This is a genomic window from Streptomyces sp. NPDC014734 (assembly GCF_043083325.1).
In the GTDB taxonomy this organism is placed as follows: Bacteria; Actinomycetota; Actinomycetes; order Streptomycetales; family Streptomycetaceae; genus Streptomyces.
In genome coordinates, this window is record NZ_JBIBYN010000002.1 from 239,223 (window position 1) to 264,541 (window position 25,319).

The window sequence follows — 25,319 nt, forward strand, 5'->3', positions numbered from 1 at the left end:
TGGGATTCACGCAGCTCAGAGCCGCTATCCGAAATGCGTCAGCCCTCGCCCGGAGGGCGAGGGCTGACGACGGACCACCGGTATGACGACGGTGACCGGCTGACGTGTGACTGCGTGCGCAGCGGTCAAGCGGGAACCGGGCGGGAGCCGAGTGCCGACCGGCCGGAGACCGGCCGGCCCCGGCTCACTCCTCCCCGGCCAGCTTCAGGGTGCGCAGCTTCTGCCCCGCGTACCAGGTCGCGCCCACGGTGACGGCCACCAGCAGGATCGTCGCGGTCGGCAGTCCGACGTCGGAGGTGATCACTCCGGTCCCGCCGATCTTCTCGGCGACCGCGAGGGACCACTGCTGCACGCTGAGCGTGCGCGCCCCGGGCACCAGACTGCCGAACAGCGCCTCCCACACCAGCGCGTAGACGAGTCCGAAGACCACCGCGTGCCTGCTGACGGTGCCCAGCAGCAGGAAGAGCGAGCTGTACGCGATCGAGGCGACCAGGGCCGCGACGGTGTACGCCACCGCGATCTGTTGGCCGTTGCCGTTGAGGATCAGGCCCGCGATCAGCGTGGGCAGTGCGGAGAAGACCATCGTGACCGCGATGGACACGATCAGCTTGGTGAAGATGATCGTGGGCCGCTTCACCGGCTTGGACAGCAGGTAGACGATCGATCCGTCATCGATCTCGGGGCCGATGGCGCCCGTTCCGGCGATCACACCGATCAGCGGCACCATCGTGGCGATGGCGAAGCCTCCCAGCACGTCCGCCGCGACCTGGTCGTCGGCCCCGGCGAAGGCCCGTACCGCCACCGCGATGGCCACCAGCAGCACCGGCAGGACGAACATGATGGCGGCCCGGCGCCGGCCGAGCAGGGCCCGGTAGGTGAGCCGGGCGACTGTGGGGTCGTACATGACGCTTCACAGCTCCTTTCAGGCCACTACTCAGGCCGCTACGAGATAGGAAAAGACCGATTCGAGGGACTCGTCGGACGGCGAAACGGTCAGCAGACGGATTCCGTGCTCGCGTGCGACCTTCGGCAGCAGTTCGGTGAAACGCCCGAAGTCGACGGCCTGGATGCGCAGGGCCCGCTCGCCCAGGTCCACGTCGATGCCTGCCGTCGACGGGTCGGCGATGAGCGCGGCGGCGAGGGCGCGGTCGTCGCTGGAGCGCACGAGATAGCGGTGCGGGCGGTCCGTCATCAGTCGGCGGATCTTCCGGAAGTCACCGGACGCCGCGTGCCGCCCCGCCACGATCACCTCGATGTGCGAGGCGAGTTGTTCGACCTCTTCGAGGATGTGGGAGGAGAAGAGCACCGTCCGCCCCTGGGCCCCCATCTGCCTCAGCAGTTCCATCAGCTGCATCCGCTGGCGCGGGTCCATGCCGTTGAACGGTTCGTCGAGCAGCAGTACCGACGGCTCGTGGACCAGCGCGGACGCCATCTTCACGCGCTGGCGCATGCCCTTGCTGTACGTGGAGATCTTGCGGTCCTGCGCGTACTCCATCTCGACCGTGGCCAGCGCCCGTTGCGCCTCGGCGTCGCCGAGCCCCTGGAGTTCCGCGTTGGCGACGACGAACTCGCGGCCGGTCAGGAAGTCGTACATCGCCTCCCGCTCGGGCACGATCCCGATCTCCTTGTACACGGCCTCGTTCCGCCAGATCGCCTGCCCGTCGAGCGTGACGGTGCCCGTGGACGGGGCGAGGAAGCCGGCCATCATGTTGATCAGCGTGGACTTGCCCGCGCCGTTGGGTCCGAGCAGTCCGGTGACGCCCGGCCCCACCGTCATGCTCACGTCGTTGACGGCGACCACGTTCCCGAACCAGCGCGAGGTGTGGTCGATCTCGATGGTGGTCACAGCCCGACCCTCCGGTAGCGGCGCATCAGAACGCCGTACGAGCCGGCGATGAGCGCGAGAACAACGATCAGATAGACCACGCCGAGCCCCGCGCCCGGACCGTCGCTCCCGGGAAAGGCGGATGCCGCCCCGAGGAACGCGCTCTGCACGCCGTCGATCAGCGTGATCGGGGAGAAGAGTCCCAGCCACGCGACGGCGCCCTCGGAACCCGTGCTCCAGGCGATGGCCTGCACGGTGGAGACCGCCCCGTAGGAGATGGTCAGCACGGCGATCACCGCGGCGACGCCGAACCCGCGGCGCGGCGTCAGCGCGGCCATCACCAGTCCCAGTCCGGCGAAGAGCACGGAGAGCAACGCCACCGACACCATCCCCTGCCCGAACCCCTTGGTCTGCGTGGCGAAATCGAACTTCCCGAGCAGCGCGCCCCCGTAGAGGATGACGAGCGGCACCCCCGTGAGGATGAGGAGCGCGGACGCCATGGCGGCGAACTTCGCGACGACGTAGTCGGCCCGCTCGATCGGCCGCGAGAAGTACAGCGGCACGCTCTTGAAACGCAGGTCGCGCGAGACCGACTGAGGTGCCTGCGCGGCGAGGAACAGACCGATGACTGCCTGGAGATAGATCGCGAACGACGTGTACTTGATCGGCAGCGCCGTGGACCCCGGCGTGGCGACGGCGACGGCGACGATGATCGCCGCGACGATGCACATCACGCCGGACAGCAGCATCGGCAGCACCTTGGACTTGGCGGAACGCCCGAGTCCGAAGGCTCCCCGCAGGGACTGCGAGTACAGCGAACGCCGCGCGTATCCGCGCCCGAGGCGCGGGCCGTCGTAGGAGCGGTACCCGATGTTGTGGATCCTGGACGTCTCGCCGCCGGCGGCGGCCGCGGTCCCGGTCTGCGTGCTCGTCACGACCGCTCCCCTTCTGCTTCGAGGCCCTTGTGCCGCACGGTTCCGGCGGCCGGGTCCGGGTACGCGTGTGCGGAGGCGGACTGCGCGACGGCCCCCGGCTCCCCCTCGGTGCGGAAGACCTCGGCGATGTGGTGGCGCCGCTGTTCCATCCGCACGAGGCCGAGCCCGAGTTCCGCGACACTGTCGCGGACGACGTCGTACGTCTCCTCGCCGGTCGCCTCGACCAGCAGGATGTGGCCCGCGCCGGGCAGCCCCTGCCCGTCGAGACCGTCCTGCCCCACGAGACCGACGCCCGCCCGGACGAGGGCCCGGCGCAGCGCGTCCGTGCCGTCCGGGTGGGTGTCGCTGTCGGTGACCTCGACCGCGAGGGTCGTGGTGGTCTGGGTGAAGTCGCTGGTGGAACTGGAGCGCAGCAGGGCTCCGCCGTCGATGACGACGACGTGGTCACAGGTGCGTTCCAGCTCGCCGAGGAGGTGCGAGGTGACCAGGACCGAGATGCCGAAGTCCGCGTACACCCGGCGGATCAGGCCGAGCATCTCGTCGCGGCCGACCGGGTCGAGGCCGTTGGTGGGCTCGTCGAGCAGCACCAGCTTCGGGTCGTGGACGAGCGCCTGGGCCAGCTTCACGCGCTGCTTCATGCCGGTCGAGTAGCCGCCGATGGGGCGGTAGCGCTCCTCGTAGAGACCGACGTGGCGCAGGGTGTCGGCGGTGCGCTCGCGCGCGGCCGTCGGGGGCAGACCGGACATCCGCGCCATGTGGACGACGAACTCGGTGGCCGAGACGTCCGGTGGCAGGCAGTCGTGCTCCGGCATGTAGCCGACGCGTTCCCGGATGGCGGCGCCGTGGGTGGAGACGTCGAGACCGAGCACCGCGGCCCGGCCCTCGGTGGCGGGGGACAGACCCAGCAGGATCTTGATCAACGTGGACTTGCCGGCTCCGTTGGAACCCACCAGTCCGGTCACACCGGGTCCGATGTCCAGGGAGAGCCGGTCAAGCGCGGTCACCCGTGGGAACCGCTTGCTCAGGCTTTCGGTCGCGATCACAGTCACGCTTCGACGATAGGGGCGGGGGCCACACCCGACATCAGCCCTGGCGGCTGGATCCCCATCAGACTCCAGGCGTACGGCCCCGTAGGGGGGCCCACCGCACGGGGGAGCCCGGGAGCCCCGCCCGTCTCCCGCGGGTCCGGGACGGGCGAGTTGTCCACAGGTCTCCGCACACCCCTTGACGCAGCCGTCGGACATTGTCACATTCATCAGTGTCACGTTACGGACACGTACCGCACACGGCAGGGAACGGACGGTGGCATGGCGTCGGCAGTGAAGGACGAACGATCCCCGGAGCTGCGGGGGTTCAGGGAAGTGCAGCGCCTCGCGTACGCCTGTGCCGAGGCGGTCGCCGGCCGGCTGGCCCCGGGGGTGACCGAGCGCGAGGCGGCCAGGATGCAGCGCGACTGGTTACGCGAGCGCGGGGTCCGGGACTGGTTCCACCTCCCCTTCGCCTGGTTCGGGGACCGCACGGCCTTCACCGGCTTCAAGGTGCCCCTGCAGTTCTTTCCGACCAACCGCGAGCTGGAGCCGGGGATGCCGTTCATCCTCGACATGGCCCCGGTGTACCGGGGATTCACGGCGGACATCGGGTACTCCGGCTGCCTCGGGCCGAACCGCCTGCACGACAAGCTCATGAGCGATCTGGAAGTTCATCGCGAGCTGATCCTGCGCGAGGTGCGGGAGCGTCGTCCGCTACGGGACATCTACGAGGACGTCGACCGCCTGATGGTCAGACAGGGGTATGCCAACCGGCATCGTGCGTACCCCTTCGGCGTCATCGCCCACAAGATCAATCGTGTCTCCGAACGCCGCTGGTCCCCGCAGGTGTTCGGGTTCGGGGCCCAGTCGCTCAAGGGACTGCTGAGCGATGCGTTGCACGGGCACCGGGACGGCTGGTCACCGCTGTGGAGTCCCCACCGCTTCTCCGACCATCCGCCGCGGCCGGGGCTGTGGGCGGTCGAACCCCACCTCGGATTCCGGGGTACGGGCGCCAAGTTCGAGGAGATCCTCGTGGTCACCGACTCCAAGGACCCCGAACAGAGCGCCTTCTGGCTGGACGACGATCTGCCGCATGTGCGGCGCTGGGCCGAGGAGAGGGAGGCGGCATGAGTCCGCAGGGTCTGCCGGAAGCGCGTGAGCGCCGGGTGCGTACGGGCGGAATCGACCTGTGCGTGGCGGAGTTGGGCGACGAACTGCGTCCGACGGTCGTGCTCGTCCACGGCTATCCGGACAGCAAGGAGGTCTGGACGGACGTGGCGAGGCAGCTTGCCGATCAGTGGCACGTCGTGCTGTACGACGTGCGCGGTCACGGCAGGTCCACGGCGCCGAAACCGCTGCGCGGGGGTTTCACCCTGGAGAAGCTCACCGACGACTTCCTGGCCGTCGCCGATGCGGTGAGCCCGGACCGCCCGGTGCATCTGGTCGGGCACGACTGGGGGTCGGTCCAGTCCTGGGAGTTCGCCACGGTCAAGCGGACCGAGGGCCGGATCGCCTCGTTCACCTCGATGTCCGGGCCTTCCCTGGACCACTTCGGGCACTGGATCAAGCAGCGGATGACCCGGCCGACCCCGCGCCGGGTGGGTCAGTTGCTCGGCCAGGGCGCCAAGTCCTGGTACGTCTACCTGCTGCACACGCCGGTCCTGCCCGAGCTCGCCTGGCGCGGTCCGCTCGGCAGGCGGTGGCCGAGGATCCTGGAGCGGCTGGAGAAGGTGCCCGCGGGCGACTACCCGACGCCCTCCCTGCCCGACGACGCGGCCCACGGCGCCTGGCTCTACCGCGACAACGTCCGGACCAGGCTGAGCAGGCCCCGCACCGACGCCTACGCGCATGTGCCGGTCCAGTTGATCACGCCGACCGGTGACGTCTTCCTGTCGGAGAAGCTGTACGACCAGCTGGAGCTGTGGGCACCGCAGCTGGTGCGCCGCTCGCTGCCGGGCAAGCACTGGGTGCCGCGGACCAGGCCGGACCGGCTCGCCTCCTGGATCAGCGAGTTCGTCGCCGCCAACGAGGCGGCCCGGGAGGCTGGGCGGCCGGTGCAGGACTCGGCGCCCGCCGGGGCGTACGCCGACCGGTTCGGCGGTCAGTTGGTCCTGGTGACGGGCGCGGCCGGCGGAATCGGCAGGGCCACCGCCTTCGCGTTCGCCGAGGCGGGCGCCCGGGTGGTGGCCGTGGACCGGGACGCGGAGGGGGCCGCCAGGACGGCGGAGATGGCCCGGCTGATCGGGTCCCCGGCCGCCTGGGGCGAAGCGGTCGACGTCAGCGACGAGCAGGCGATGGAGAAGCTCGCCGAGAAGGTCGCCGCCGAGTACGGCATCGTCGACGTCCTGGTCAACAACGCGGGAATCGGGCTGTCCGGGTCGTTCCTGGAGACCACGAGCGAGGACTGGCGGAACGTACTCGATGTGAATCTGTGGGGGGTCATCCACGGCTGCCGGATCTTCGGCAGGCAGATGGCCGACCGCGGCCAGGGCGGCCACATCGTCAACACCGCGTCCGCCGCGGCCTATCAGCCCTCCAGGGCGCTGCCCGCGTACAGCACCTCCAAGGCGGCGGTACTGATGCTCAGCGAATGTCTGCGGGCCGAGTTCGCCGATCGGTCGATCGGGGTCAGCGCGATCTGCCCCGGCATCGTCAACACCGGAATCACCGCCGCGGCGCGCTTCGCCGGCGCGGACGCGGCGGAGGAGACCCGGTTGCGAAAGCGAACCAGTCGGTTGTACGGGCTCCGCAACTATCCCCCGGAGAAGGTCGCCGACGCCGTCCTCAAGGCGGTGGTACGCAACCAGGCCGTCGTGCCGGTGACCCCGGAGGCCCGAGGGGCCCGTCTCCTTGCCCGGTTCAGCCCCGGCGCGTTGCGCGGCATCGCCCGGCTGAAGCCGCCGCTGTGAGCGGCACCGGGCGGTCGGCGGCGGGCGGCCGGTCCGGCGCCGAGTACCGGATCGAGGACCTGGCCCATGCCAGCGGTGCCACGGTCCGCACGATCCGGGCCTATCAGGACCGCGGCCTGCTGCCGACGCCGGAACGGCGCGGTCGGGCCAATGTGTACCGGGACACCCATCTGTCCCGGCTGCGGCAGATCGCCGATCTGCTCGACCGCGGCTACACCCTGGCCAGCATCAAGGAGTTGCTGGACGCCTGGGACACCGGTCGTGGCCTGGGCGGAGTGCTCGGCCTCGTCGCCGAGGTGCACGGCCCCTGGACCGACGAGCGGGCCGACCGGATCACCCGGGCCGAGCTGGACGCCAGGTTCGGCGGCACCTCGGACGACGAGGCGGTGGCCGAGGCGGTCGACCTCGGTGTGCTGGAGCGCGTCCCGGGGCGGGACGACGAGTTCCTCGTACCCAGCCCCCAGGAACTCGCGGTGGCCGTGGAGTTGTACACCGCGGGCGTGCCGCTCGGGGCGATCTCCGGACACTTACGGGAACTTCGCGGGCAGGTGGAACAGATCGCCTCGCGCTTCCTGGAGTTCACCACCGAGCACGTCTTCGCCCGCTACCTGGGCCACCGCCCGCCGACGGACGTGGACGCGGCCGAGGCCGCCGCCATGGTGCGCAGACTGCGCCCGCTCGCCCAACTGACGGTGGACGCCGAACTCGCCCGTGCGATGCGCACGTTCGCCACCCTTCACCTGCGTCATCACCTGGGCGAGGACACGGCGCTCGCAGTCGTGACCGCGCCCGCCGAGGAGGAGCGCCTGTCGCTGCCGGCGGAGACAATCGCCGCCGTCCGGCGCCTCGTCGGCGAAGAGAACACCTCCGCGTTCATCACGATTGCCGCCGAACGCGAGCTCCGGGCACGGACCTTGGACGCACTCGTCTCACCGGACGGCACATCGGCACAAGTTGACCAAAGCACCTGAAAGGCAACCGCGTTGTCCACAGAATCGTCAATCACGCTGTGGATAACCGCAGTTGGCTGTGGATCAAACCTCTTAACAAGAATTTACCAAAGCAAATGTATGGTGAAATGCGGATGCGCTCCGGAAGCCATCCGGAGAGGCTGTGGTCATGGACGCGCAACGCACCGTCAAGGTGTCCAAATACCTCTCGAAGCATCTGCGCCATCAGCCGGAGCGGCTCGGGATCGCCCTCGACGCCCACGGCTGGGTGCCCATCGACGAGCTGTTGCGCGCCATGGCCCGCAACAATGTCCCCCTCACCCGGGCCGAGCTCGACCACGTCGTCGCCACCAACGACAAACAGCGTTTCGCCGTCGAGGGCGGCCGTATCCGTGCGAGCCAGGGCCACACCGTCCCGGTGGACCTGGGCCTCCCGCCGTCCGACCCGCCCGCGTACCTCTACCACGGCACGGTGGGCCATGCGCTGGACGCGATACGCCGTGAGGGCCTGCGCCCCATGAACCGCACACACGTCCACCTCTCGGCCGACCGCGAGACCGCGACCAGGGTCGGGGCACGGCGCGGCCGCCCCGTCGTGCTGTCCGTGGACGCCGCCGCGATGCACCGCGCGGGCCATACCTTCTGCGTCAGCGCCAACGGCGTCTGGCTCACCGCCGCCGTGCCGCCCGCGTTCCTGCGCTTCCGCGGCTGACCACCACGGCCCGGGCGCCGGCAGCACCCCGGCCGACGAAGGAGTGGACTCTCCGGACCGTCCCCCGCGCTCGATTGGTTCAGCCGAGCTGTGCGAAGGCTTCCGCGGCGATCTTCTCGAAGACGGTCTGATCGGCGGCGAAGTCCGAGTCCGGGATCGGCCAGTGGACCACGAGTTCGGTGAAGCCGAGATCATGGTGGCGGCCCGCGAAGTCGACGAACGCGTCGACCGAGTCCAGGGGGCGACCGCGCTCCGGGGTGAAGCCCGTCAGCAGGATCTTGTCCATCGGTCCGGCGTCCCTGCCGATCTCGGCGCAGGCCGCGCCGAGCCGCTGGACCTGCCCGCGGAGCGCCTCGTCCGACTGTGCCGGTGTGCCCTCCTCGAACAGTTTCGGGTCGCCCGTCGTCACCCACGCCTGCCCGTACCGTGCCGCGAGCCCGAGCCCGCGCGGGCCGGTCGCGGCGACAGCGAAGGGCAGCCGGGGGCGCTGCACACAGCCCGGGATGTTCCGCGCCTCGGACGCGCCCGGCGTCGCGAGTTCCGGCACATCATCGCGTACCACCCCGACCGGCTCATGCGGCAGCCGCGCGACCTGGAGGAGCTGCTCCAGGTCTCCGACGAGCAGGAGATCGTGCTGCACGGCGAGGCGAACCGCCGGAACCTCTCCGACCCCGACGACCGGTTCATCCTCCGCATCGAGGTCGCCCACGCCTGCCGCTCCTCCGACGACACCTCCGCCGCCTGAAGTCCGCGCTCGCGGAACGGGCCGAGACCGGCACGCCGCACTTGGGCAAGCGGCGGTTCGGGTACGAGCCCGACGGCATGACCGTCAGGGAGGACGAGGCCGAGATCGTCCGCGAGGTCTTCGACCGCTACCTCAAGGGCCAGAGCCCGGTCGCCATCGCCCTCGTCCTCCACAAGCGCGGCATCAAGACGGTGTACGGCAAGGAATGGACCCAGGGCACCGTCCGGGCCCTGCTCGACTCCCGCCACGTCGCCAGCATCCGCATGCACCAGGGCGACGGCTAGCCGCGACGGCGAATTCGCCGCCTATGCGGCGGCCGGCGCCCGTGACGGACTCGACTTCACCAAGGCTGCTGCCCGAGATGCTCCGCGCTTCGAGGCTCTCAATGACCCGCCCTGGCTGCACCAGCACTTCACCACGGTGTACGGCGAGCAGGCGGTCACCGGGTGAACACCGCTCCCGGGCCGCTGGTGTTGATCGAGCCGTACGCACACCGGGGCGGCGGACACCACCAGCGCACGCTGGCGGCGCTCGCCGCCGAACGGCCGAGCAGCCTTGTCATCGCCCCCGGCGGCCTGAGCGAGGACATGGCCCCGCTGGTTCGGTCGGGCGCCCGAGTCGCTGCCGGTCCGGCCGGACCGGCAGCGAGGATCCTTCTGGGCGTCGCGCGGGCCGTAGCCCGCGTCGCTGCCGCCGGTCAGCGGGTCTTCGCCTCCCGGAACTGGCCGCAGACGGTCCGCAGGTCCCCGCACCAGGTCACCCTTCTCGCCCGGTGCCTGACCGAGGCCGCCTGCCTTCGCACCGCACGCCGTCTCGCCCCGCGAGCCTCGTCCGTGGTGATCCTCAGCGCGAGCGAGGCCCTGCACGGTGCCACCGCCCTGCTCGGCGGCGCCCCGCACCTGCGGTTCGTCCACGAGGCGGTCACCACCGAAGACCGTTCCGTCCGGTAGCTGAGCCGGCTCGCCCGCGAAGGCGAGAAGCGGGTGATCGCGCTGTACCCAACCGCCGCCGTCCGTGACCAGGTCGGACCGCACTTCCCTCACCTTCCCGGCGAGGTGCGGGCGTTCGCGGTTGATGACGGACGCCCGCTTGCCGACTCCGAGCGCGGCGGAGCCCGCAGCGCCTTCACGATCCCCGCAGACGCGAAGGCGGTGTGCGTGGTCGGCGGCTGGTGGCTGTACAAGGACATCCCCACCGTCGATACGGCCCTCGCCCGCCTCGCCGAGGAAGCCTGGACCCGGCTCTTTCCGGCCGGTGATCCGGACGCCCTCGCCAACGCGCTGGACCAGCTCACGGCAGATATTCCCGCCCTCCCGGGCCCGTCAGCGTGCGGGGCTCTGGACATGAACTCGGCGGCCGACCAGGCCACCTTCCTCACCGACACCTACACCCGCCTGACCAAGGAATGCCGATGAAGACGCCCGTCTCTCCAGCCCTGGTCGCGGTGGTGGGCCCGGTCGAACCGGCCCTGCTGGCCGCCTGGACCGCCCACTACCGCCGGCTCGGCATCGATCGCTTCCACCTCGCTTTCCACTTCCCCGACCACGTCCACGACGCCTGGCGGCACCAGCTCATCGCGGCCAGCCACGACCTCGGCATCGTCCCTGCCCGGATCAGCACCGGACCCTGGCACGAGCACACCAACACCCAGCTCCGCGACTTCCCGCGCGAGCAGGCGGGCCCCGGCTGGCACCTGAGTTCCAGACCTACCCCACCCCGCTCACCGAGATGATCGCCCGGGCCGAGTCCGCCAAGCACCAGGTGACCGGCGGGCTGATGCTCGACCGCGCCACGAACGACGGCCGTCTGGCGCTCTGGGGCCCCGAAACCGGACTGGACCGGTCCTTCCCGCTCGGCGGGCACCTCACCCACCGGCTCCTCAAGGGCGACCCCCGAAAGATCGTTCTTGCCCACTCCTCTGTAGCCATTGCGTCCGGCAACCACCGGGCACCGGGCCACGAGCAAAACCCGGACACGCTCGCATGCGTGCACCACTTCAAGTGGCGCTCGGGCGTCCTGGACGACTTGCGCCGACGGGTCGACCGGTTCACGTCCGGCGAGTGGGCCGAGCGCACCCCGGCCGTCCGCAGCGAGGCGTCCCGCCTGTTGCAGCACATCGACCGCCACAACGGCCGGATCGATGTCGCCGACCCGCGTCTGGCCTTCCGTCACGTCACGCTTGATCGGCTGCCGAGAGACTGGGCCGTCGAAGCCGCCAAGATCACAGCCGTCTGGCGCCCGCACACGGCTCAGAGCCAGCCCGGCTCCACGATCTCTTCGCCCTCGTCCTGAGGCTCCTCGAAGCGAGCAAATAAGTCGTCCAGTGCCTCCGGGGTCACGACCAGCGCGTTGGCGTCTTCCCGCTCATTACGCTCCGCCAGCCTGTGCAGCAACTCGTCGTGCTCCACCGGGAAGTACAGCAGCCGCCACCGGCTGCCGACCGCCTCCACCAGATCCTTCATCGCGTCGCGGTCCTTACGCGGCCACAGCCCGTGGTCCCACACCACATCCCGGCCCTCGTCGACCAGGTCGGCGAGCCGCTCGTGCAGCTCGGCGACGACCGGAGCCTCCTTCTCGAAGTAGGTGTTCTCCGGGTAGTCGACGCCGTACCGACCGTGCCGCTCATGGACGACCTCGTCCACCGACAGCCGCACAGCGCCCTCCGGCTCCAACTTCCGCTGGGCATAAGTGGTCTTCCCAGAGCCGGTGAGCCCCACCAGCAGGAATACCACCGGAGTGCGCTCGGTCACCGCCGACCCCCCTCAACACCACCAGCGTCCCTTGGTCAGTCTGCCACCGTCGGTCGGCCCAAGGCCCCTTTCCTCCTCACCACCACCCGAAGGAGCCGCCCGTGTCCGCCTCCGCACTCGCCCGCGCCCTGCGGGCCTACGTCCGTTACGCCCCAGGAACGGTGGGCAAGGCCCGGCTCGTCGGCCGCTTCCTCGACGAACACCTGCGCACCCACCCCGTCCACACCACCGTCAGGCTGCGATCTGGCGACAAGATCGGCCTCACCACCAGCGACGTCATCCAGCGCTACCCATACCTGTTCGGTGAGTGGGAACCGAACCTGAGCACCTTCTTCCGTGACCGGCTCCGCCCCGGAGACACCTTCATCGACGTCGGAGCCCACCGGGGCGCCTTCAGCCTCCTTGCCTCCCACGCCGTCGGCCCCCACGGCCACGTCATCGCCGTAGAACCCTCCCCAAGGTTCCACGACGACCTGACCGCCGCGATCACTGCCAACCGCCGCACCAACATCCAGTCGATCCGATCGGCAGTCTCCGACACTCACGGCAGGCAGACCCTGTACCTGGCGGACCCCACCAACCTCGGCCACACCACCGCCGTACGACCCCGCCACGCCCACATGTCCTTCGATGTACCGACCGCGCCCCTTGCCAGCCTCATCAGTAACGCCCAGTTCGCCACCACGCGGACCATCAAGATCGACATCGAAGGCGCCGAAGCAGCAGCCATCCGCGGACTGCTACCGGCGCTCGCGCACTTGCCGGACGACGCGGAACTTGTCGTGGAGGTCACCCCTCGGCTCTTGGCCAAGCTGGGCGAGAGCGCCACCGGGATCATCGGCATCCTGAGCGAGAACGGCTTCCATGCGTACAGGCTCACCAATGACTACGACCCGACCACCTGTCCCAGGACCATGCGGCACCCGCAGCCGCCCGTTCGGTGCACCACGGTCCCCGAGGAGATGACCGACCTGGTGTTCTCGCGGACCGATGCGGACCACCTCGCGTCGGGGCGTTGAAGGCGCCCGCGCTCCAAGGGGAAGCTGGCACCCCGGATGCCCGCAGGACCCCGATGAACCCGAAGCACGTCGACAAGGAGCGGACACGATGAGCAACAACAGCGTGATGAACAGTCGCAATGCGGTCTGCGTGATCGTCCACGACAAGAACACCGACACGATCGCATCCCTGCTCTATGGGGCCCGTAGCTGGTCCCCGCAACCGGTCTGGACCCTTCCCGGCGGCAAGGCCGAACCCGGCGAACCCCTCGACGAAGCCGCCGCCCGCGAACTCAAGGAAGAGACGGGCCTTCTCGTCGACCCGGCCGACCTTTCACTCGTCCACGTCGTTCACGTCGAGCAGGGCTGGGACCGGTCTGGGCAGTTCGTGCTCTTCGCCTTCGCCACCGACACATGGACTGGTGAACTGACCAACGCCGAACCGGACAAACATCTCGCAGCCCAGTGGCTCGCGGCCGAACGCCTCCCCGAGCCCACGTTTCCGACGGCCGCACAAGCCCTGGCTGCGTATAGGGATGGCAGCCCGTTCTTCTCCCGCTACGGATGGCCCGCCGCTATCACGAACTGAATCGTCTCGCTGTTCTGGACGGCCCGGCGGCCGCACGGCACCGCGCCTGATCAGTGGGGACTCGCTTACGTCGAGCCGCGACCAGGAACGCGCTCGACGTAAGCTCACCGGCATGAACCTGCGTCTGAGCACCGTCATCCTTCCTGTCGACCGCTGGCACGAGGGAGGCCGCGCCAAGTGGCAGCGCGCCGAGGAACTCGGCTTCCACGCCGCGTACACCTACGACCATCTCTCCTGGCGCAGCTTCCGTGACGGCCCGTGGTTCGGCGCCCTGCCCACCCTCACCGCCGCCGCCACGGCTACGGACCGCTTGCGCCTGGGCACCTTGGTTACGTCGCCAAACTTCAGGCACCCCGTGACGCTCGCCAAGGAACTGATCTCGCTCGACGACATCTCCGGCGGACGCGTCACCCTCGGCATCGGTGCCGGCGGCAACGGCTTCGACGCCACCGCACTCGGCCAGGACGCGTGGACACCGAAGGAGCGGGCGGACCGGTTCGGCGAGTTCGTGCCACTGCTCGACCGCCTGCTCACCGAGGGCGCGGTCTCACAGACGGGCGACTTCTACACGGCCGAGGAGGCCCGCAACCTCCCCGGCTGCGTACAGCGCCCCCGACTCCCGTTCGCAGTGGCGGCGACGGGCCCACGCGGACTGAAGCTCGCAGCGAAGTACGGGCAGGCGTGGGTGACGACCGGTGACCCGAAGCTGTACGAGGAGGGGACCCCGGAGCAGTCGGTGGAGGCATTGCGCGGACAGATCGAGAGGCTCGGCAAGGCGTGCGCCGAGGCCGACCGGGACGTGGCCGACCTCGACAAGATCCTGCTCCACGGCTTCACCCCCGACCGGAACCGGCCACTGGAGTCCGTGGACGCCTTCGTCGACTTCGCCGGTCGCCACCGCGACCTCGGGTTCACCGAAATCGTGGTCCACTGGCCCATCCCCGACTCTGACTTCGCAGCGGACCTGGTCGTCTTCGAGCGCATCGCCACCCAGGTGCTAAAGCAACTCAGCTAATGGACGCACTGAAGGGGCCGAACTAAAGATCCAGCAGTCACAAGGCTCAGATCGTAGTTGGGCCGTCTGCCAACCAAGCTGCCGCCGAGTCACGCAGGGGCCCACTCCGAATCGGACGTCGCGTACTCCACCACAAGGGGACTCGCCACAACACACCGAGGTGTGGCACTGGTGCTGGGAAGAATTCCCGTGACACGGGCGTATCCAGTCATCATCGCGGACACGTCGATGTCGTCGTCCTCATCATCCAGCGCGTCGAGCAGTTCCTGCACACCGCGGCCATGCAATCGCATCTCCGTCCGGGATGACGTCAGCTCTGCTGGCAACGGATCCCGATGGCTGGTGAGCACATCTACGACCTGGCCGACTCTGGTGACGAATGCAGCCCCCAGGCTAGAGACTGAGCTCTCCGCCTCCAGCGCGGGTCCGTCCACAGACATCGGGGTCCAGCTCCTCAGATGACGGACCGACCCATGCATGAGTAAACGGCAGAGGCCGTCAGCGTCAGGATCTGTTCCTCTTCCGCCTGCGGAGTCCACAAACAGTACGAGATCTTGGTGAGCTCCGCTGAGCGTTACGCAACGAAGGGGTACCTCGAACTGCACCCACTGACCAGGTCGTAAGTCGGGCGACGCATACCAACCAGCCACGAGCTCAACATGCTTGTGCACGTCACGCAGGTGCCGCAACTGCCCCTGTTCCACATCTGCCGCTGGCGCGTCCATGTCGATGCCGCCAAGTGGAGTGGTCAAGCGGAGAGCACCAGTACGTGGGACACGTCTCGGCTCAGGCAGGAACTGTCGCAGCTTGCTTTCTGACAAGTAAACGATCTCACGCAAGGGGCGCTCCTGTCCGATCGGCTGGCCACGTGACACGACATACTGCCACCCCCCACCGACAGTGGCCGAAACAGCTCAAGAACGGTGCAAAACAAGCCATTTGCCGACCACATGCTCCGACGGTGTCGACAATGGGTCGTCAGTCACTGCACGCGGCGATGGCCTCGGGGGGACGTCATGGAAGATCGTCTTGAGCCGGATTCGGCACTGCACCAACTCGGCGAACGAATCGAAGGAGTAGAGAAGGGGCAAGGGCGTCACGAGGAGACGCTGGACGGATTCTGGGATGGGCTGCGTGGCGTGCGGGCGGACGTCGTGCGGCTCAGCGGCGAGGTCACCAATGTGAGGCAAGAGATCGCGGGGCTGGAGAGCGCGGTCACCGACACACGCCAGACTCTCGACACCTTCATCGAGCAATATGGACGCGACAGGGAAGTTTCCAAGGCTCAGGCCGAACTGTCTCGCCTGACAACCGAGTGGCACGCCAACTTCGCCCAGCGCAAACAGACCCGTGCCCTGGCTCGTGGCCTGGTGCACACCCTCACCGCGCAGGCGGTGTACAGAAACATGGTGAACACAGCCACTGTGCGCGCCTGCTCTGAAGAACGGTTGCTTCTCGAACCAACCTACTGGCTTGCGCCTGCCACCTTGGCGGTCGCGGCCAATTTCCGTGACGAGGAAGAGCAGGCGGAGCGTGCTCAGTCACATGCCTTGATCTTGGATGCCGCCAAGGCGAACCTCTTTCTTTCGTTGACATATTCTCGCCTCGGAGACGAAGCCAAAGCTGGCGCATGGATCGACCTCTATCTCCAGTCGCTCGACCCAGACGAACTAGGGCAGGACTTCCTTGTCGTTCTGGACGCGATTGCGAGCAGGGAGCTAGGTGAAAAGGCACTTGGGTACGCTCAGCAGACCATGGCCGGGTGGAATCCAGACAGCTCCGGCTACTCGGTCGACACACACAAAACGGTCAATGCGCACGATGGTACTTCCCTGACGTCCCGAATGTTAAGCCTACGTAGCCGCATCGCCGAGAAACGGTATACAGATCTACGCGAGACATGTGCAGACCAGTGGGAAGCGCTCCGGGTCGGTTGGGAGCTCGCGACCGTGCCTGGTGAGACCTTGGCCTATCTCAGACGTATGTTCCCGGACGGAGCCGAAGGGATCGCATCGGTCGGCACCGGCCGCCACGTGGAGAGCGCCCTGGAACGCCTCATCGATCAACTTGAACCAGATGAAGCGGACATGCGCGAAAAGATGCGGCGACTTGAGCGCGTGATCGAGCATGGGGGAGACCTAAAGGCAGCCGATCGAGCACACGAGGTTTCACTCACGCCTGACGCCACCCCAGTCTCGCTCATGACGCTCCTTGACCAAGCCATTTTCGAGCCGGACGAAGTGCGGCTCGGCCAGCCGGCCCGCCGCATGGCCTTACATGCCATTTGGCCTGCACTGGAAAGCGCCGCGCAGCGATTTGTCGCACTCTCCCGACAGCGCCTTCCTCATCACATCACGTTGAGGGTCGCAGGTTGGTCCTGCACCATCGCGACGGACCCGCGAATTGTGGTGGAGCCGGGACCACTTGTCGAAGAACTCGCCACGCACATCGAGCAAAAGACCCAGGTTCAGTCGGACGCCGTGGTGCGCAGATGGCCCCGCGTGATTCTTGCCCTTGCGATCGGCATTCTCACCGGGGTGCTCGTAGTGCCGTTTGCCGACGGCATGTCACGGTGGACATATCTCCTACTTACGTTCGGTATGTTCACGTGGATGATCTGGGAGATATGGAGCGTTCCGCTCCGCAAGAAGCACGTACGCGATCAGGGAAACCGGTTGCGAAATGATGCTGTCACGACGCTGAGCAAGGCACTACGCCAGACTGAGGATTTTTTCGAGGACTGGCATGAGGGAATGGGGAAACTGACTCCCCTCGTTCAATGGGGAGGGCAATTCAAACAGAACTGATCGCAGGGTAACCCGAGTCGACCAGGAACGGAAAAAGGGGCCAGATGGACACCTCCAAACTGATTGGCGGCCGTTTCAAGGCGACGGATGATGGGCCTGTCAGTGGTGCCATGGGCGACGTATGGCCAGCCGAGGACACAAAGCTGGGCCGGACAGTCGCTCTGAAGTTCCTTGCCCGGCGACGCCTCCGCCAGCAGGGAGCCCTCACAGAGTTCACCGATTGGATGGTTAAGAGGTTTGAGCGCGAGAGCTTTGCGATGGCACGGGTCAACCATCCTCACGTCGCGCACATCTATGACACTGGCGAACATGACGGCGAGCTCTACATCGTCATGGAGTACGTCCGAGGCAAGTCGCTCACCAATCACTTGAAGACGGGGCCCACCCTCACACTTGAGCGAACCGTGCGATGGACACGCGAAATCTGCGAGGGCCTCGACGCCGCGCACTCGTGCGAGGTTTTCCACCACGACATCAAGCCCGACAACATCATGATTACAAACCAGGGCGAGGTGAAGATCGTGGATTTCGGGTTGGCGTCTTTCGCCGATGTCACCCAGACTCATACGGGCGTGGGCACCCCGCTGTACAAGGCACCAGAGCGGTGGAACGGTAAACCGGGCAGCGCGCGCAGTGACCTGTACTCAGTGGGCTGCGTCCTGTACGAGATGCTGACTGGGCGCCCACCCTTCGGCACCCCTCGGGACGACCCGATGACCGTGGGCAGAATGCACCAGGAAGACGCGCCGGCACCGCCGAGCGCCCATCGCCCCGGCGTTCCCGACCAACTCGACTCCATTGTCCGGATCCTCCTGGCCAAGGACCCGGCGCATCGACCGCGAAGCGCCGGAGCGGTTGCGGAGGTGATGAGGGATGTCCAGGGCTCTCTGGATATTGAAGACCTGGTTGATGCGGGCGGACGCGCAACCCTGTCTGGCGCGGCGGACAACGGTGCTCGCCATTCGGAGGGAATCCGGGCGTTGGATCGCCGCATCTTCGAATTGGAGCTCCGGTTCGGTCCAGACCATCAGGCAGTGATCGAGGCGCGCACAGAGCACGCTGAGCTCACCGGCCAATCGGGCGATGCACGAGGGGCCGCAGCCCTATACAACCGTCTTGGCCGTGATTGTCGGGACTTCTTCGGTCCCTATGACATTCAGGCACTCAACGCCTTCGAAGGTGTCGCAAGATGGATCACAAGGTCGGGAGCAAAGTGACGAGCTTGCGTGTGTCGTCAGAGCGGCACTCAAAACTGCTGCCGTAGGTGCCGTTGCAGTCAGGCCGCGATAGGCGAAAAGGCTTGACCGACATCACCAGCGTACCCAGGCGCACACCCTGTGTAGCTGTCGCTGCGGCGGTAAGGGTCGGAATCGTCCCGAACCACAGCTGGTCCCGGAAGCTCCGCCAGCCCGTGGGAACGCCGTCCGTTCGACCGGGTCCAAGACTGCGCTGTACACCTGAGCTGTCGGTCTCCGGCAGGGCCCGGTCATCAACATCGAGGATGCCGACCCCGAGAGCACCAAAGCGACCCGCCCACCGATGCTGACCCCGACAAGGAGAACACGCTGTCCTCGCTCCATCGAGCAGTGGAAGGCCCCCGTCGAACCGCCGGTCACCAATAACACACGATCCCATCGCGACGAACGTTCGTCGCCGAGCAGGAGCAGTCCCTTGCCGACGCCGCTACCCATGAGGAGCACCAATCGCTCAGCGCCAGATCGAGCGCGGAAGCGACCTCATGAGCGAACTGGCCCCGGGCGTGACAGCCGGGCTGACGTTGGTAGGTGGCCACTATGATCGGTCCATGGTGATGGACAGGGTCCGAGAGCTGCGTGAAGGCCACGAGGAGTACTTCCTCGACAGAGGGACCGACGTCGAAGCGGAAGAAGAACCCGAGTCCGAGGAAGGCGAAGACCTCGGGGAATCCTCCGCCCCCTGGAACCCGGAGCAGATCCGGGTGAACACGAAGCAGTTCTCGTTGCGCAACGTGCTGGACATGATCGAGGAGGCCTCGATCGAACTTGCTCCGGACTTCCAGCGCGACGAGGTGTGGAAGCCCGTTCAGAAGTCTCGTCTCGTCGAGTCGGTACTACTGCAGATCCCGCTGCCTGCCTTCTATTTCGCGGAGGACAGTCAGGCGAACATGCGCGTGGTCGATGGACTCCAGCGCCTGTCGACCATCCGCGACTTCGTCCGCGGCAACGAGGTGAGCAGGTTCAGACTCCGCGAGCTGGAGTACCTGTCTCTAGAAGGCCAGCGATTCGAGGATCTGCCCCCTCTTCTGAAGCGGCGCATCTACAACGCGCAGATCACTGTTCATGTCATCGATCCGACGACGCCGCCGCGGATCATGTTCGACATCTTCAAGCGCATCAACACGGGCGGGACACCGCTCAATGCCCAGGAGATCCGGCACTGCATGAGCAGACCACGCAGCCGGGCAATCCTCAAACGCATGACGTTCCTCCGCCAGTTCAACGAGGCAACGAACGGGCTTGGTGGTCACAAGCGCATGCACGACCGCGAGATGGCGCTGCGCTTCGCGGCCTTCCACCTTCTCGGTGTGGACGGCTATGCGGAGGATCCCGCCATGGATGCGTTCCTCCAGCGGGCCACTGCACTGCTGGACGAACCCAAGCGGGTTAGTGATGACGCAGTCGAGTCACTGATCGCCCGGTTCCAGGGGGGAATGTCCAATGCATATCACGTCTTTGGCGCGCACACCTTCCGAAAGTGGCCCGTCGATGACGAGCACCGTAACCCAGTCAACCGAGCGCTCTTCGAAGCCTGGGGAACCACGCTCGCCGGCTTCGAAGCCGACGATCTCAAGCAGCGCAAGGACCAGATTGTCAGGGCAGCCCGCGAGCTGATGACCACGGACCTGGAGTACCTGGAGTCGATCACGTCTTCCACCAGCGGCCTACGACGCGTACGTTACCGTTTTTCCGCCACCGAGCAGGCCGCGAGGGCGGGACTTTGATCACCGTCCTGCGTGTACGCAACTTTAAACGGTTCGCCGACACCTCCTTCACTCTGCGTCCGCTGACCGTGTTCACCGGCGTCAACGGCACTGGCAAGAGCACGGTGGTGCAAACCCTTCTTCTGGTCCGCCAACTCGTCGACTTGCCCGGGACCGAGGTCGTCCAGCTCAACGGGCCGTACGGCCTGGCGCTGGGCGAGGCGGAGGAAATTCAACAGCGCGACCTCGCCGATCCGTACATCGATATCGAACTGCGCAGCGACGAGCTGCTCGAGCCGCGGACGTACAAGTTCGAAGTACCCCAGGATCGTGCTCTGCACCTAAACGTTCGCGATTCGCAGGTACAGCCGCTACCGGAGCTCGCTCGTAGCGGTTCCGGCTTCACCTACCTCTGCGCGGAGCGTCTGGGGCCTCGAGACCAGCTGACCGTCTCCGCCGGCCATCCCGATTACATCGGCGTCGGCGTGCAGGGCGAGTACACCGCGCAGGTGCTCGCCCTGCACGACACTCGCCAGGTCCGCGAACCACTTCTGTCTTCGGACACCGATACCACCCAGGACATCTCCAGCCTGCGAACACAAGTCGAGGCGTGGGCGTCGGAGATCATCCGTCCGATCCGGATCTCCGCGCAGTGGCCGGCGGGGATCACGGCGAGCACCATCCGCTTCCACGACCTGACCTCGTTCGGGCTCAGCGACCCGCTCCGCCCGGCGAACATGGGCTTCGGCTTCTCCTACGCGTTGCCGATCATCGTCGCGGGACTCCTCACCCAACCCTGCGACATGCTGATCGTTGAGAACCCGGAGGCACATCTCCATCCAGGCGGACAGTCAAAGCTGGGCCGCTTCCTGGGCCGCGTCGCCGGCAGCGGTGTCCAGGTCCTGCTGGAGACGCACAGTGACCACGTGCTGAACGGTGTCCGTCTGGCAGTCGCAGAGGAGCGGACACTCGCCGCAGGAGACGCGGTCATCCACTACTTTGATGAGGACACGCTCGGATCGACGCCGGTGGAGATCACACCGCGAGGCGAGTTGACCACATGGCCGAAGGGCTTCTTCGACCAGTTGGAACGGGACCTGGGGAGGCTGTCGCGTGCCCGGCGAGGCAGATGAGAGGTACCGGATCATCGTCGATGAGTCCAGCTTCGATTTCCGCGGGGTGGACGACGCCACCCTGAGCGATCTGCTGGAGAACCTCTCGGACGCCCTGGAAACGGTCCAGGAGTTACATGTAGTCGGTACCTCTCCGGAGTGGAGCGTGATCGACTGCGAAGACCGTCTGGAGCTCTGCCAGTTCCTCTACGACCACAGCAAGCGCAGTGTGTCCCCGGATGTCCGGAGAAGGCTCGCGAAGCTGATGGACAAGTGCACCAGCTGGGACTCGTCCGAGAACGTCACCGCCCCTGTCAAGGTCGACTCGGTTCCGATCGACACGGCTTGGTCGGTGCACTATGCGCTGCATAGCGCTGCTGCCGGGAAGTCCGTGGCATGTCTCGGGCTGTCCTCCTCGGGTCGGCGCAACTGGCTGCGCGTGGCCTGCGAGGAGGCCGCAGCAGAGGTGTACTTCTTCGCCACGGCACAGGAAATGCCAGAGTTCTGGCGGGAGCTCTACTTGCGTGAGGACGTTCCCGAACATCGGTTCTTCGAGCTTGCTGGCTTCGCCTTCCCTGCGCTCGTCATGTCCTCAGGGCTGACGTTCCGCAAGTTGGACGGCAGCTACGGCGAGATGCGTGACTGGGTGGTCAAGGCACTTTCTGCCATCAACGACGAGTTTGCCACCGCAATATCTGCGAACATGGGTCAGCCCTACGCGGTCCAAGCAACCCTTGGACACTTGGGACTCAACCTGTCGCCAGAGAGCCCTAAGACACGAGCCAACGTCAAGGCGATGAGGCTCCGGGACGTTGAACATGGAGGGAAGACTTATCGCTGCGAGTGGCACGCTAAGAAGGACCCGCACCGCAACCGCATCCATTTCAGCCTGCCTGCGCCGACTCTCGGCGGCAGGATCCTCATCGGCACTTTCATCGACCATCTGCCCACCTGAATGGCGGTCGCACACTGTTTCGGGTGATCCGCCCTGAGCCTCGCCTGCAGTTGCGCGAGGCAGGGGCAGTCGAGCTGACACCACCGCTGGTTCCACAGAGGCTGAAGTGCCAGCGATCTGGCGCAGGCCCCGCCTGGCCGGCCCATGATCAGGCATCCCTCGGTGGGAGCACGGACCGCCTGGAGCGCAAGATGCCTCACTCAGACCGTGGAACGGCTCTCGAAGCTGGCTACACCGGGTACGCCAAGTGCCACGACCTGATGCCCCGCCAGGCATCTGCCGGTCTTGTTTCGAGAACGACCGCTCGTTGTTCGAACGGATCGCTACGGATGGCTTGGTTCAGCACTGCTGAGGACTGCCGCCCACCGTCGCAGGTGGGGACTGGGACGTTTTCGCAGTTCAGGCCGTGATGCATGAAAAAGGCTTGGCTGACGTCACGAGCGTACCCACACGCATACTCTGTGCGACCCCTGCTGCGGCTGTGAGCGCGGGGACGGCACCGAACCACGTCCCGTTCCGGAAGAACCGCCAGGACAGGTGGTCGTACGTGTACACGGCATGAAACCCGAGCTCTTCGGCCCGCCGCCAGATCTTCTGCCCTTCGGCCCATCGGTGAATGGGGAGGATCACCGTGCTCAGACGCATGACCCCGACGGTACGTGGGCTTTCCGTTGCTATGGGTATGCCAGCAGAGCAGATTCGGGAAGCCGTGCCGACGTAGCGATGGAGCGGCTACCGTGGCGTCATGGGCACGCTGGGTAGGGCCGAACTCGAGGCCATGATCGAAGAGGCGACTGTCGACGCCTACAACGAGGGCGAGCAGTTGACCGGTCTGTTCACCTTGCTTGAGGAGTGCCTCGATCTGCCCTTCACCACCGCGATTCTCGGTGTCGAGGTGACTGTGCACGGCGTCGGCCTCGCGCCCGACGGCAGGATTGTCGCCCTGTGCTCTCGTGGCCGCGTCCAGCAGTCGATCGGCATCCTGGAGCTGCCGTTGCCCAGCCCGGCGCCTGAGGGGGCGGAGTGGATCGAGGCGTACCGCCACTGGGTCGGTTGAGGTCGGACACCTCTCACTTCACGCGGAACTGGCTCGTACGAAAGGGCTGAACATGGCTGAGGCCGTACAAGGTACGGATCTGCATGTCGGTGAACCGTCGCTGAACGATCTTATCGAGCGCAGCGCCGAATTGAAGGGGCGGCTGGTCACCTTTGCGCAGAGTGTCCGCTTCGACCAGTGGTTGACACCCCTCCTGCTGGAGGCCGCTGGGCCTGAACGGCAGTTGGACGAGGGGGAGGCGATCCGGATCACCGACCATTTCATCCTGGGGTACCGCCTGCCGGATGGTTCGACCGTGGTGGACCGGTTCGTCGCCGGCCGGAAGGACTTGACTGCGGCCGACCGGGCGATGCTGCTCGGCTGGCGTTACCCGGTCGAGGGCGTGTTCGAGATCCGGCGCAAGGATGGGGATGCCGTCATCCTGCTGAACCTTGTCGACGACCTGGAGTACCGCACGTACTCGAATGTCGGGCGGGCGGCGTTCCGCGGAGTACCCAAGGGGGGATTCCTCCTTACCTGCCTGGTACCCGTCTACTCGGCCGACGGGGCGTGGTTGGTGTCCGGGGCGATGACGAGCTACCCCAGTTCCAGCGCCACCGATATCGCCCAAGCAGCTCTGCAACTGGCCACGCACGACCCCGAGCTGGTCTTCCGCAACCCAGAAAAGATCGAGCAGGGATGGCAGCGGATGCGGGAGGACCGAGCCGCGTTCATCGAGTTCTGCGGTAGCGACGAACTGGTCCTTCCGCCTGCCGGGGTCGAGGACCTCCTCAACGCCTACTACCGCCACCGCCAGGAGGCAGCCGTCGCCGCACAGCCCGGTCGTACCCGACGCAGACGGCTCCCTGGCCTGGACCTGCCCTTCTTCGAGCTGCCGTCAGAACTGGCGGGCTCGGACACCGTCGGTGTCATCTACGACCAGGTCGACGGGCTCAACTTCTACGCCGACTACGGGATGCTGCGGGACCTCTTCGCGGACCCCGCCCTTACGGGTCGCAGACAGCACCAGGGCCTGCTGCGCACGTACCTGCGCGAGGAGTCGATTACGCCACTGCCGATCCGTCGGCTGGCCACCGCTCACCCGGAGACAGCGGACGCCGTGTTCCGGAAGCTGCTGAGGAAGCCCGGATTCACCTGGAGCGAGCACGGCGATGCGCTGATGCGCCGACGCAAGCCCTGGTACTACGAGAGCGACCCGCGCCCTGGGGTGTCCGTGATCGGCGACCGCCTACGCGAGCTGCTCGGTGCGGGCCGGCGCTGAACTCGATCTTCGGCACGGCCGAACACGAGGAGTCGGCGAGCGCCGCGTGAACCATCGCCCTGAGACCGTCGTACTGGACTCCCAAGGGCTGTCCGCCTGGATCTCGCAGGACCGGGCCGTGCTCGCGATGATCCGGTCCTTCCATTCGATGGCGGCCGATCTCGTGGCCTGTGCCAACACCATCGTGGAAGTCATGCATGCCCAGGTGAACACCGCCGCCGGGCTGCTGAAAGAGGTCGGCCTACACGGCCACAAGTACGCGATCGATGCCACCGTCGCCGAGCTGGCGCTCCGCCAGCCAGACCCGGTGGCCATGCCCACGTCCGACATCGACGACATGGCCAAGCTGTGTCACAACCGCGTACGGCTCATCGCGATCTAGGTGTACTGACCCGTGAGGTTGTGGACGCGGCTGGCGGGTGGTTGGCCCTTGAGCGCGGTGTGTCCGCGGTGGTGATTGTAGGTGTGCAGCCAGGTCGGGTAGGCGTCGCGTCGCTCCTGCTCGCTGCGGTAGGGGCGGGCGTAGGCCCATTCGTCCAGGAGGGTGCGGGTTGAAGCGCTCGACCTTCCCGTTGGTCTGCGGGCGGCAGGGCCGAGATCGTGCTCGACGTCCTTGGAGAGGATCTCCGCTCCCGAGTAGACGATCTCGTTGTCGCAGAACGGCAGAGCCTGGTCGATTTCTGCCGCTCATGGGGCGACCGTTACGAGACCT

Annotated in this window: 27 protein-coding genes and 3 pseudogenes; 21 read left to right on the top strand and 9 right to left on the bottom strand. The window is 66.9% G+C overall.

The genetic code is table 11. The annotated features are described in order from the left end of the window. Positions 1-184: 184 nt before the first annotated feature. Genes ACF1CT_RS04960 through ACF1CT_RS04975 form a run of 4 tightly spaced genes read right to left on the bottom strand, consistent with a single transcriptional unit; the run spans position 185 to position 3,803 of the window. A complete protein-coding gene (locus ACF1CT_RS04960; RefSeq protein ID WP_391782344.1) occupies positions 185-904 on the bottom strand; it encodes an ABC transporter permease in 720 nt (239 codons plus the stop codon). Positions 905-934: 30 nt separating this feature from the next. Continuing rightward, entirely contained in the window at positions 935-1,846 is a 912-nt protein-coding gene (locus ACF1CT_RS04965; protein WP_391782345.1) for an ABC transporter ATP-binding protein, read from the bottom strand. Further along, positions 1,843-2,760 carry an ABC transporter permease gene (locus tag ACF1CT_RS04970; protein ID WP_391782346.1) on the bottom strand — a complete coding sequence of 306 codons (918 nt, stop codon included), beginning with the start codon at positions 2,758-2,760 and terminating at the stop codon, positions 1,843-1,845. Before ACF1CT_RS04970 ends, ACF1CT_RS04965 begins: the two co-directional genes overlap by 4 nt. Continuing rightward, entirely contained in the window at positions 2,757-3,803 is a 1,047-nt protein-coding gene (locus tag ACF1CT_RS04975) for an ABC transporter ATP-binding protein (RefSeq protein WP_391782637.1), read from the bottom strand. The genes ACF1CT_RS04970 and ACF1CT_RS04975 overlap by 4 nt, the downstream gene beginning before the upstream one ends. Positions 3,804-4,067: 264 nt before the next feature. On the opposite strand from ACF1CT_RS04975, the gene ACF1CT_RS04980 reads away from it, so the two are divergent. From ACF1CT_RS04980 to ACF1CT_RS04995, 4 genes are all read left to right on the top strand, one after another. Further along, positions 4,068-4,919: a M24 family metallopeptidase gene (locus tag ACF1CT_RS04980; protein ID WP_391782347.1), complete on the top strand. Its 852-nt coding sequence runs from the start codon at positions 4,068-4,070 to the stop codon at positions 4,917-4,919. After that, complete coding sequence (locus ACF1CT_RS04985) at positions 4,916-6,697, top strand: SDR family oxidoreductase (RefSeq protein ID WP_391782348.1); 1,782 nt, start codon at positions 4,916-4,918, stop codon at positions 6,695-6,697. Before ACF1CT_RS04980 ends, ACF1CT_RS04985 begins: the two co-directional genes overlap by 4 nt. Then, the gene (locus ACF1CT_RS04990; RefSeq protein ID WP_391782349.1) at positions 6,694-7,668 is read left to right on the top strand and encodes a MerR family transcriptional regulator; all 975 of its coding nucleotides are present in this window, start codon (positions 6,694-6,696) and stop codon (positions 7,666-7,668) included. The genes ACF1CT_RS04985 and ACF1CT_RS04990 overlap by 4 nt, the downstream gene beginning before the upstream one ends. Positions 7,669-7,816: 148 nt before the next feature. Continuing rightward, positions 7,817-8,359 (top strand): RNA 2'-phosphotransferase, encoded by a 543-nt coding sequence (locus ACF1CT_RS04995; protein ID WP_391782350.1) that lies wholly within the window; start codon positions 7,817-7,819, stop codon positions 8,357-8,359. A 79-nt stretch (positions 8,360-8,438) separates the two neighbouring features. On the opposite strand, the pseudogene ACF1CT_RS05000 reads toward ACF1CT_RS04995, so the two are convergent. Further along, positions 8,439-8,882, bottom strand: a pseudogene (locus ACF1CT_RS05000) (LLM class flavin-dependent oxidoreductase); the annotation flags it as partial. A gap of 51 nt (positions 8,883-8,933) precedes the next feature. On the opposite strand from ACF1CT_RS05000, the gene ACF1CT_RS05005 reads away from it, so the two are divergent. The 6 genes from ACF1CT_RS05005 (at position 8,934) to ACF1CT_RS05030 (ending at position 11,396) form a co-directional block, all read left to right on the top strand. Continuing rightward, on the top strand, positions 8,934-9,104 hold the full coding sequence (locus ACF1CT_RS05005; RefSeq protein WP_391782351.1) for a hypothetical protein: 171 nt from the start codon (positions 8,934-8,936) through the stop codon (positions 9,102-9,104). A gap of 77 nt (positions 9,105-9,181) precedes the next feature. After that, the gene (locus ACF1CT_RS05010; RefSeq protein WP_391782352.1) at positions 9,182-9,388 is read left to right on the top strand and encodes a recombinase family protein; all 207 of its coding nucleotides are present in this window, start codon (positions 9,182-9,184) and stop codon (positions 9,386-9,388) included. Between the two features lie 162 nt (positions 9,389-9,550). Beyond that, the gene (locus ACF1CT_RS05015; protein WP_391782353.1) at positions 9,551-10,054 is read left to right on the top strand and encodes a hypothetical protein; all 504 of its coding nucleotides are present in this window, start codon (positions 9,551-9,553) and stop codon (positions 10,052-10,054) included. A 33-nt stretch (positions 10,055-10,087) separates the two neighbouring features. Continuing rightward, a complete protein-coding gene (locus ACF1CT_RS05020; protein WP_391782354.1) occupies positions 10,088-10,519 on the top strand; it encodes a hypothetical protein in 432 nt (143 codons plus the stop codon). After that, complete coding sequence (locus tag ACF1CT_RS05025) at positions 10,516-10,836, top strand: hypothetical protein (protein WP_391782355.1); 321 nt, start codon at positions 10,516-10,518, stop codon at positions 10,834-10,836. Before ACF1CT_RS05020 ends, ACF1CT_RS05025 begins: the two co-directional genes overlap by 4 nt. Continuing rightward, complete coding sequence (locus tag ACF1CT_RS05030) at positions 10,833-11,396, top strand: hypothetical protein (RefSeq protein ID WP_391782356.1); 564 nt, start codon at positions 10,833-10,835, stop codon at positions 11,394-11,396. The genes ACF1CT_RS05025 and ACF1CT_RS05030 overlap by 4 nt, the downstream gene beginning before the upstream one ends. On the opposite strand, the gene ACF1CT_RS05035 is transcribed toward ACF1CT_RS05030, so the two are convergent. Next, a complete protein-coding gene (locus tag ACF1CT_RS05035) occupies positions 11,354-11,854 on the bottom strand; it encodes an AAA family ATPase (protein WP_391782357.1) in 501 nt (166 codons plus the stop codon). The genes ACF1CT_RS05030 and ACF1CT_RS05035 overlap by 43 nt on opposite strands. A 101-nt stretch (positions 11,855-11,955) precedes the next feature. On the opposite strand from ACF1CT_RS05035, the gene ACF1CT_RS05040 reads away from it, so the two are divergent. The 3 genes from ACF1CT_RS05040 (at position 11,956) to ACF1CT_RS05050 (ending at position 14,456) form a co-directional block, all read left to right on the top strand. Next, positions 11,956-12,873 (top strand): FkbM family methyltransferase, encoded by a 918-nt coding sequence (locus ACF1CT_RS05040; protein ID WP_391782358.1) that lies wholly within the window; start codon positions 11,956-11,958, stop codon positions 12,871-12,873. Positions 12,874-12,961: 88 nt separating this feature from the next. After that, on the top strand, positions 12,962-13,441 hold the full coding sequence (locus tag ACF1CT_RS05045; protein WP_391782359.1) for an NUDIX domain-containing protein: 480 nt from the start codon (positions 12,962-12,964) through the stop codon (positions 13,439-13,441). Positions 13,442-13,553: 112 nt separating this feature from the next. Beyond that, entirely contained in the window at positions 13,554-14,456 is a 903-nt protein-coding gene (locus tag ACF1CT_RS05050; RefSeq protein ID WP_391782360.1) for an LLM class flavin-dependent oxidoreductase, read from the top strand. Between the two features lie 89 nt (positions 14,457-14,545). Here the strand turns inward: ACF1CT_RS05050 and ACF1CT_RS05055 are convergent, their stop codons facing one another. Further along, entirely contained in the window at positions 14,546-15,331 is a 786-nt protein-coding gene (locus ACF1CT_RS05055) for an SAVMC3_10250 family protein (protein ID WP_391782361.1), read from the bottom strand. 141 nt (positions 15,332-15,472) lie between these two features. Between ACF1CT_RS05055 and ACF1CT_RS05060 the strand changes: the two genes are divergently transcribed. The 5 genes from ACF1CT_RS05060 to ACF1CT_RS05080 all read left to right on the top strand — a co-directional run bounded on the left by ACF1CT_RS05060 (position 15,473) and on the right by ACF1CT_RS05080 (position 22,289). After that, positions 15,473-17,263 carry a hypothetical protein gene (locus ACF1CT_RS05060; protein ID WP_391782362.1) on the top strand — a complete coding sequence of 597 codons (1,791 nt, stop codon included), beginning with the start codon at positions 15,473-15,475 and terminating at the stop codon, positions 17,261-17,263. A 44-nt stretch (positions 17,264-17,307) separates the two neighbouring features. Then, the gene (locus ACF1CT_RS05065) at positions 17,308-18,480 is read left to right on the top strand and encodes a serine/threonine-protein kinase (RefSeq protein ID WP_391782363.1); all 1,173 of its coding nucleotides are present in this window, start codon (positions 17,308-17,310) and stop codon (positions 18,478-18,480) included. Positions 18,481-19,001: 521 nt separating this feature from the next. Then, positions 19,002-20,243: a DUF262 domain-containing protein gene (locus ACF1CT_RS05070; protein ID WP_391782364.1), complete on the top strand. Its 1,242-nt coding sequence runs from the start codon at positions 19,002-19,004 to the stop codon at positions 20,241-20,243. Further along, positions 20,240-21,355: a DUF3696 domain-containing protein gene (locus tag ACF1CT_RS05075; RefSeq protein ID WP_391782365.1), complete on the top strand. Its 1,116-nt coding sequence runs from the start codon at positions 20,240-20,242 to the stop codon at positions 21,353-21,355. The genes ACF1CT_RS05070 and ACF1CT_RS05075 overlap by 4 nt, the downstream gene beginning before the upstream one ends. Continuing rightward, on the top strand, positions 21,336-22,289 hold the full coding sequence (locus tag ACF1CT_RS05080) for a hypothetical protein (protein WP_391782366.1): 954 nt from the start codon (positions 21,336-21,338) through the stop codon (positions 22,287-22,289). Before ACF1CT_RS05075 ends, ACF1CT_RS05080 begins: the two co-directional genes overlap by 20 nt. A gap of 429 nt (positions 22,290-22,718) precedes the next feature. Here ACF1CT_RS05080 and ACF1CT_RS05085 read toward each other — a convergent pair. Next, positions 22,719-22,934: pseudogene (locus ACF1CT_RS05085) on the bottom strand (LLM class flavin-dependent oxidoreductase); the annotation flags it as partial. 100 nt (positions 22,935-23,034) lie between these two features. Here ACF1CT_RS05085 and ACF1CT_RS05090 point away from each other — a divergent pair. From ACF1CT_RS05090 to ACF1CT_RS05100, 3 genes are read left to right on the top strand one after another with little or no spacing between them, the layout of a single operon-like run. After that, on the top strand, positions 23,035-23,346 hold the full coding sequence (locus tag ACF1CT_RS05090; RefSeq protein ID WP_391782367.1) for a hypothetical protein: 312 nt from the start codon (positions 23,035-23,037) through the stop codon (positions 23,344-23,346). A 52-nt stretch (positions 23,347-23,398) separates the two neighbouring features. Further along, positions 23,399-24,607: a hypothetical protein gene (locus tag ACF1CT_RS05095; RefSeq protein WP_391782368.1), complete on the top strand. Its 1,209-nt coding sequence runs from the start codon at positions 23,399-23,401 to the stop codon at positions 24,605-24,607. A gap of 46 nt (positions 24,608-24,653) precedes the next feature. After that, positions 24,654-24,989: a DNA-binding protein gene (locus ACF1CT_RS05100; RefSeq protein WP_391782369.1), complete on the top strand. Its 336-nt coding sequence runs from the start codon at positions 24,654-24,656 to the stop codon at positions 24,987-24,989. Here the strand turns inward: ACF1CT_RS05100 and ACF1CT_RS05105 are convergent. Beyond that, positions 24,986-25,217 (bottom strand): annotated as a pseudogene (locus tag ACF1CT_RS05105) (integrase core domain-containing protein); the annotation flags it as partial. The gene ACF1CT_RS05100 and the pseudogene ACF1CT_RS05105 overlap by 4 nt on opposite strands. Between the last annotated feature and the right edge of the window lie 102 nt (positions 25,218-25,319).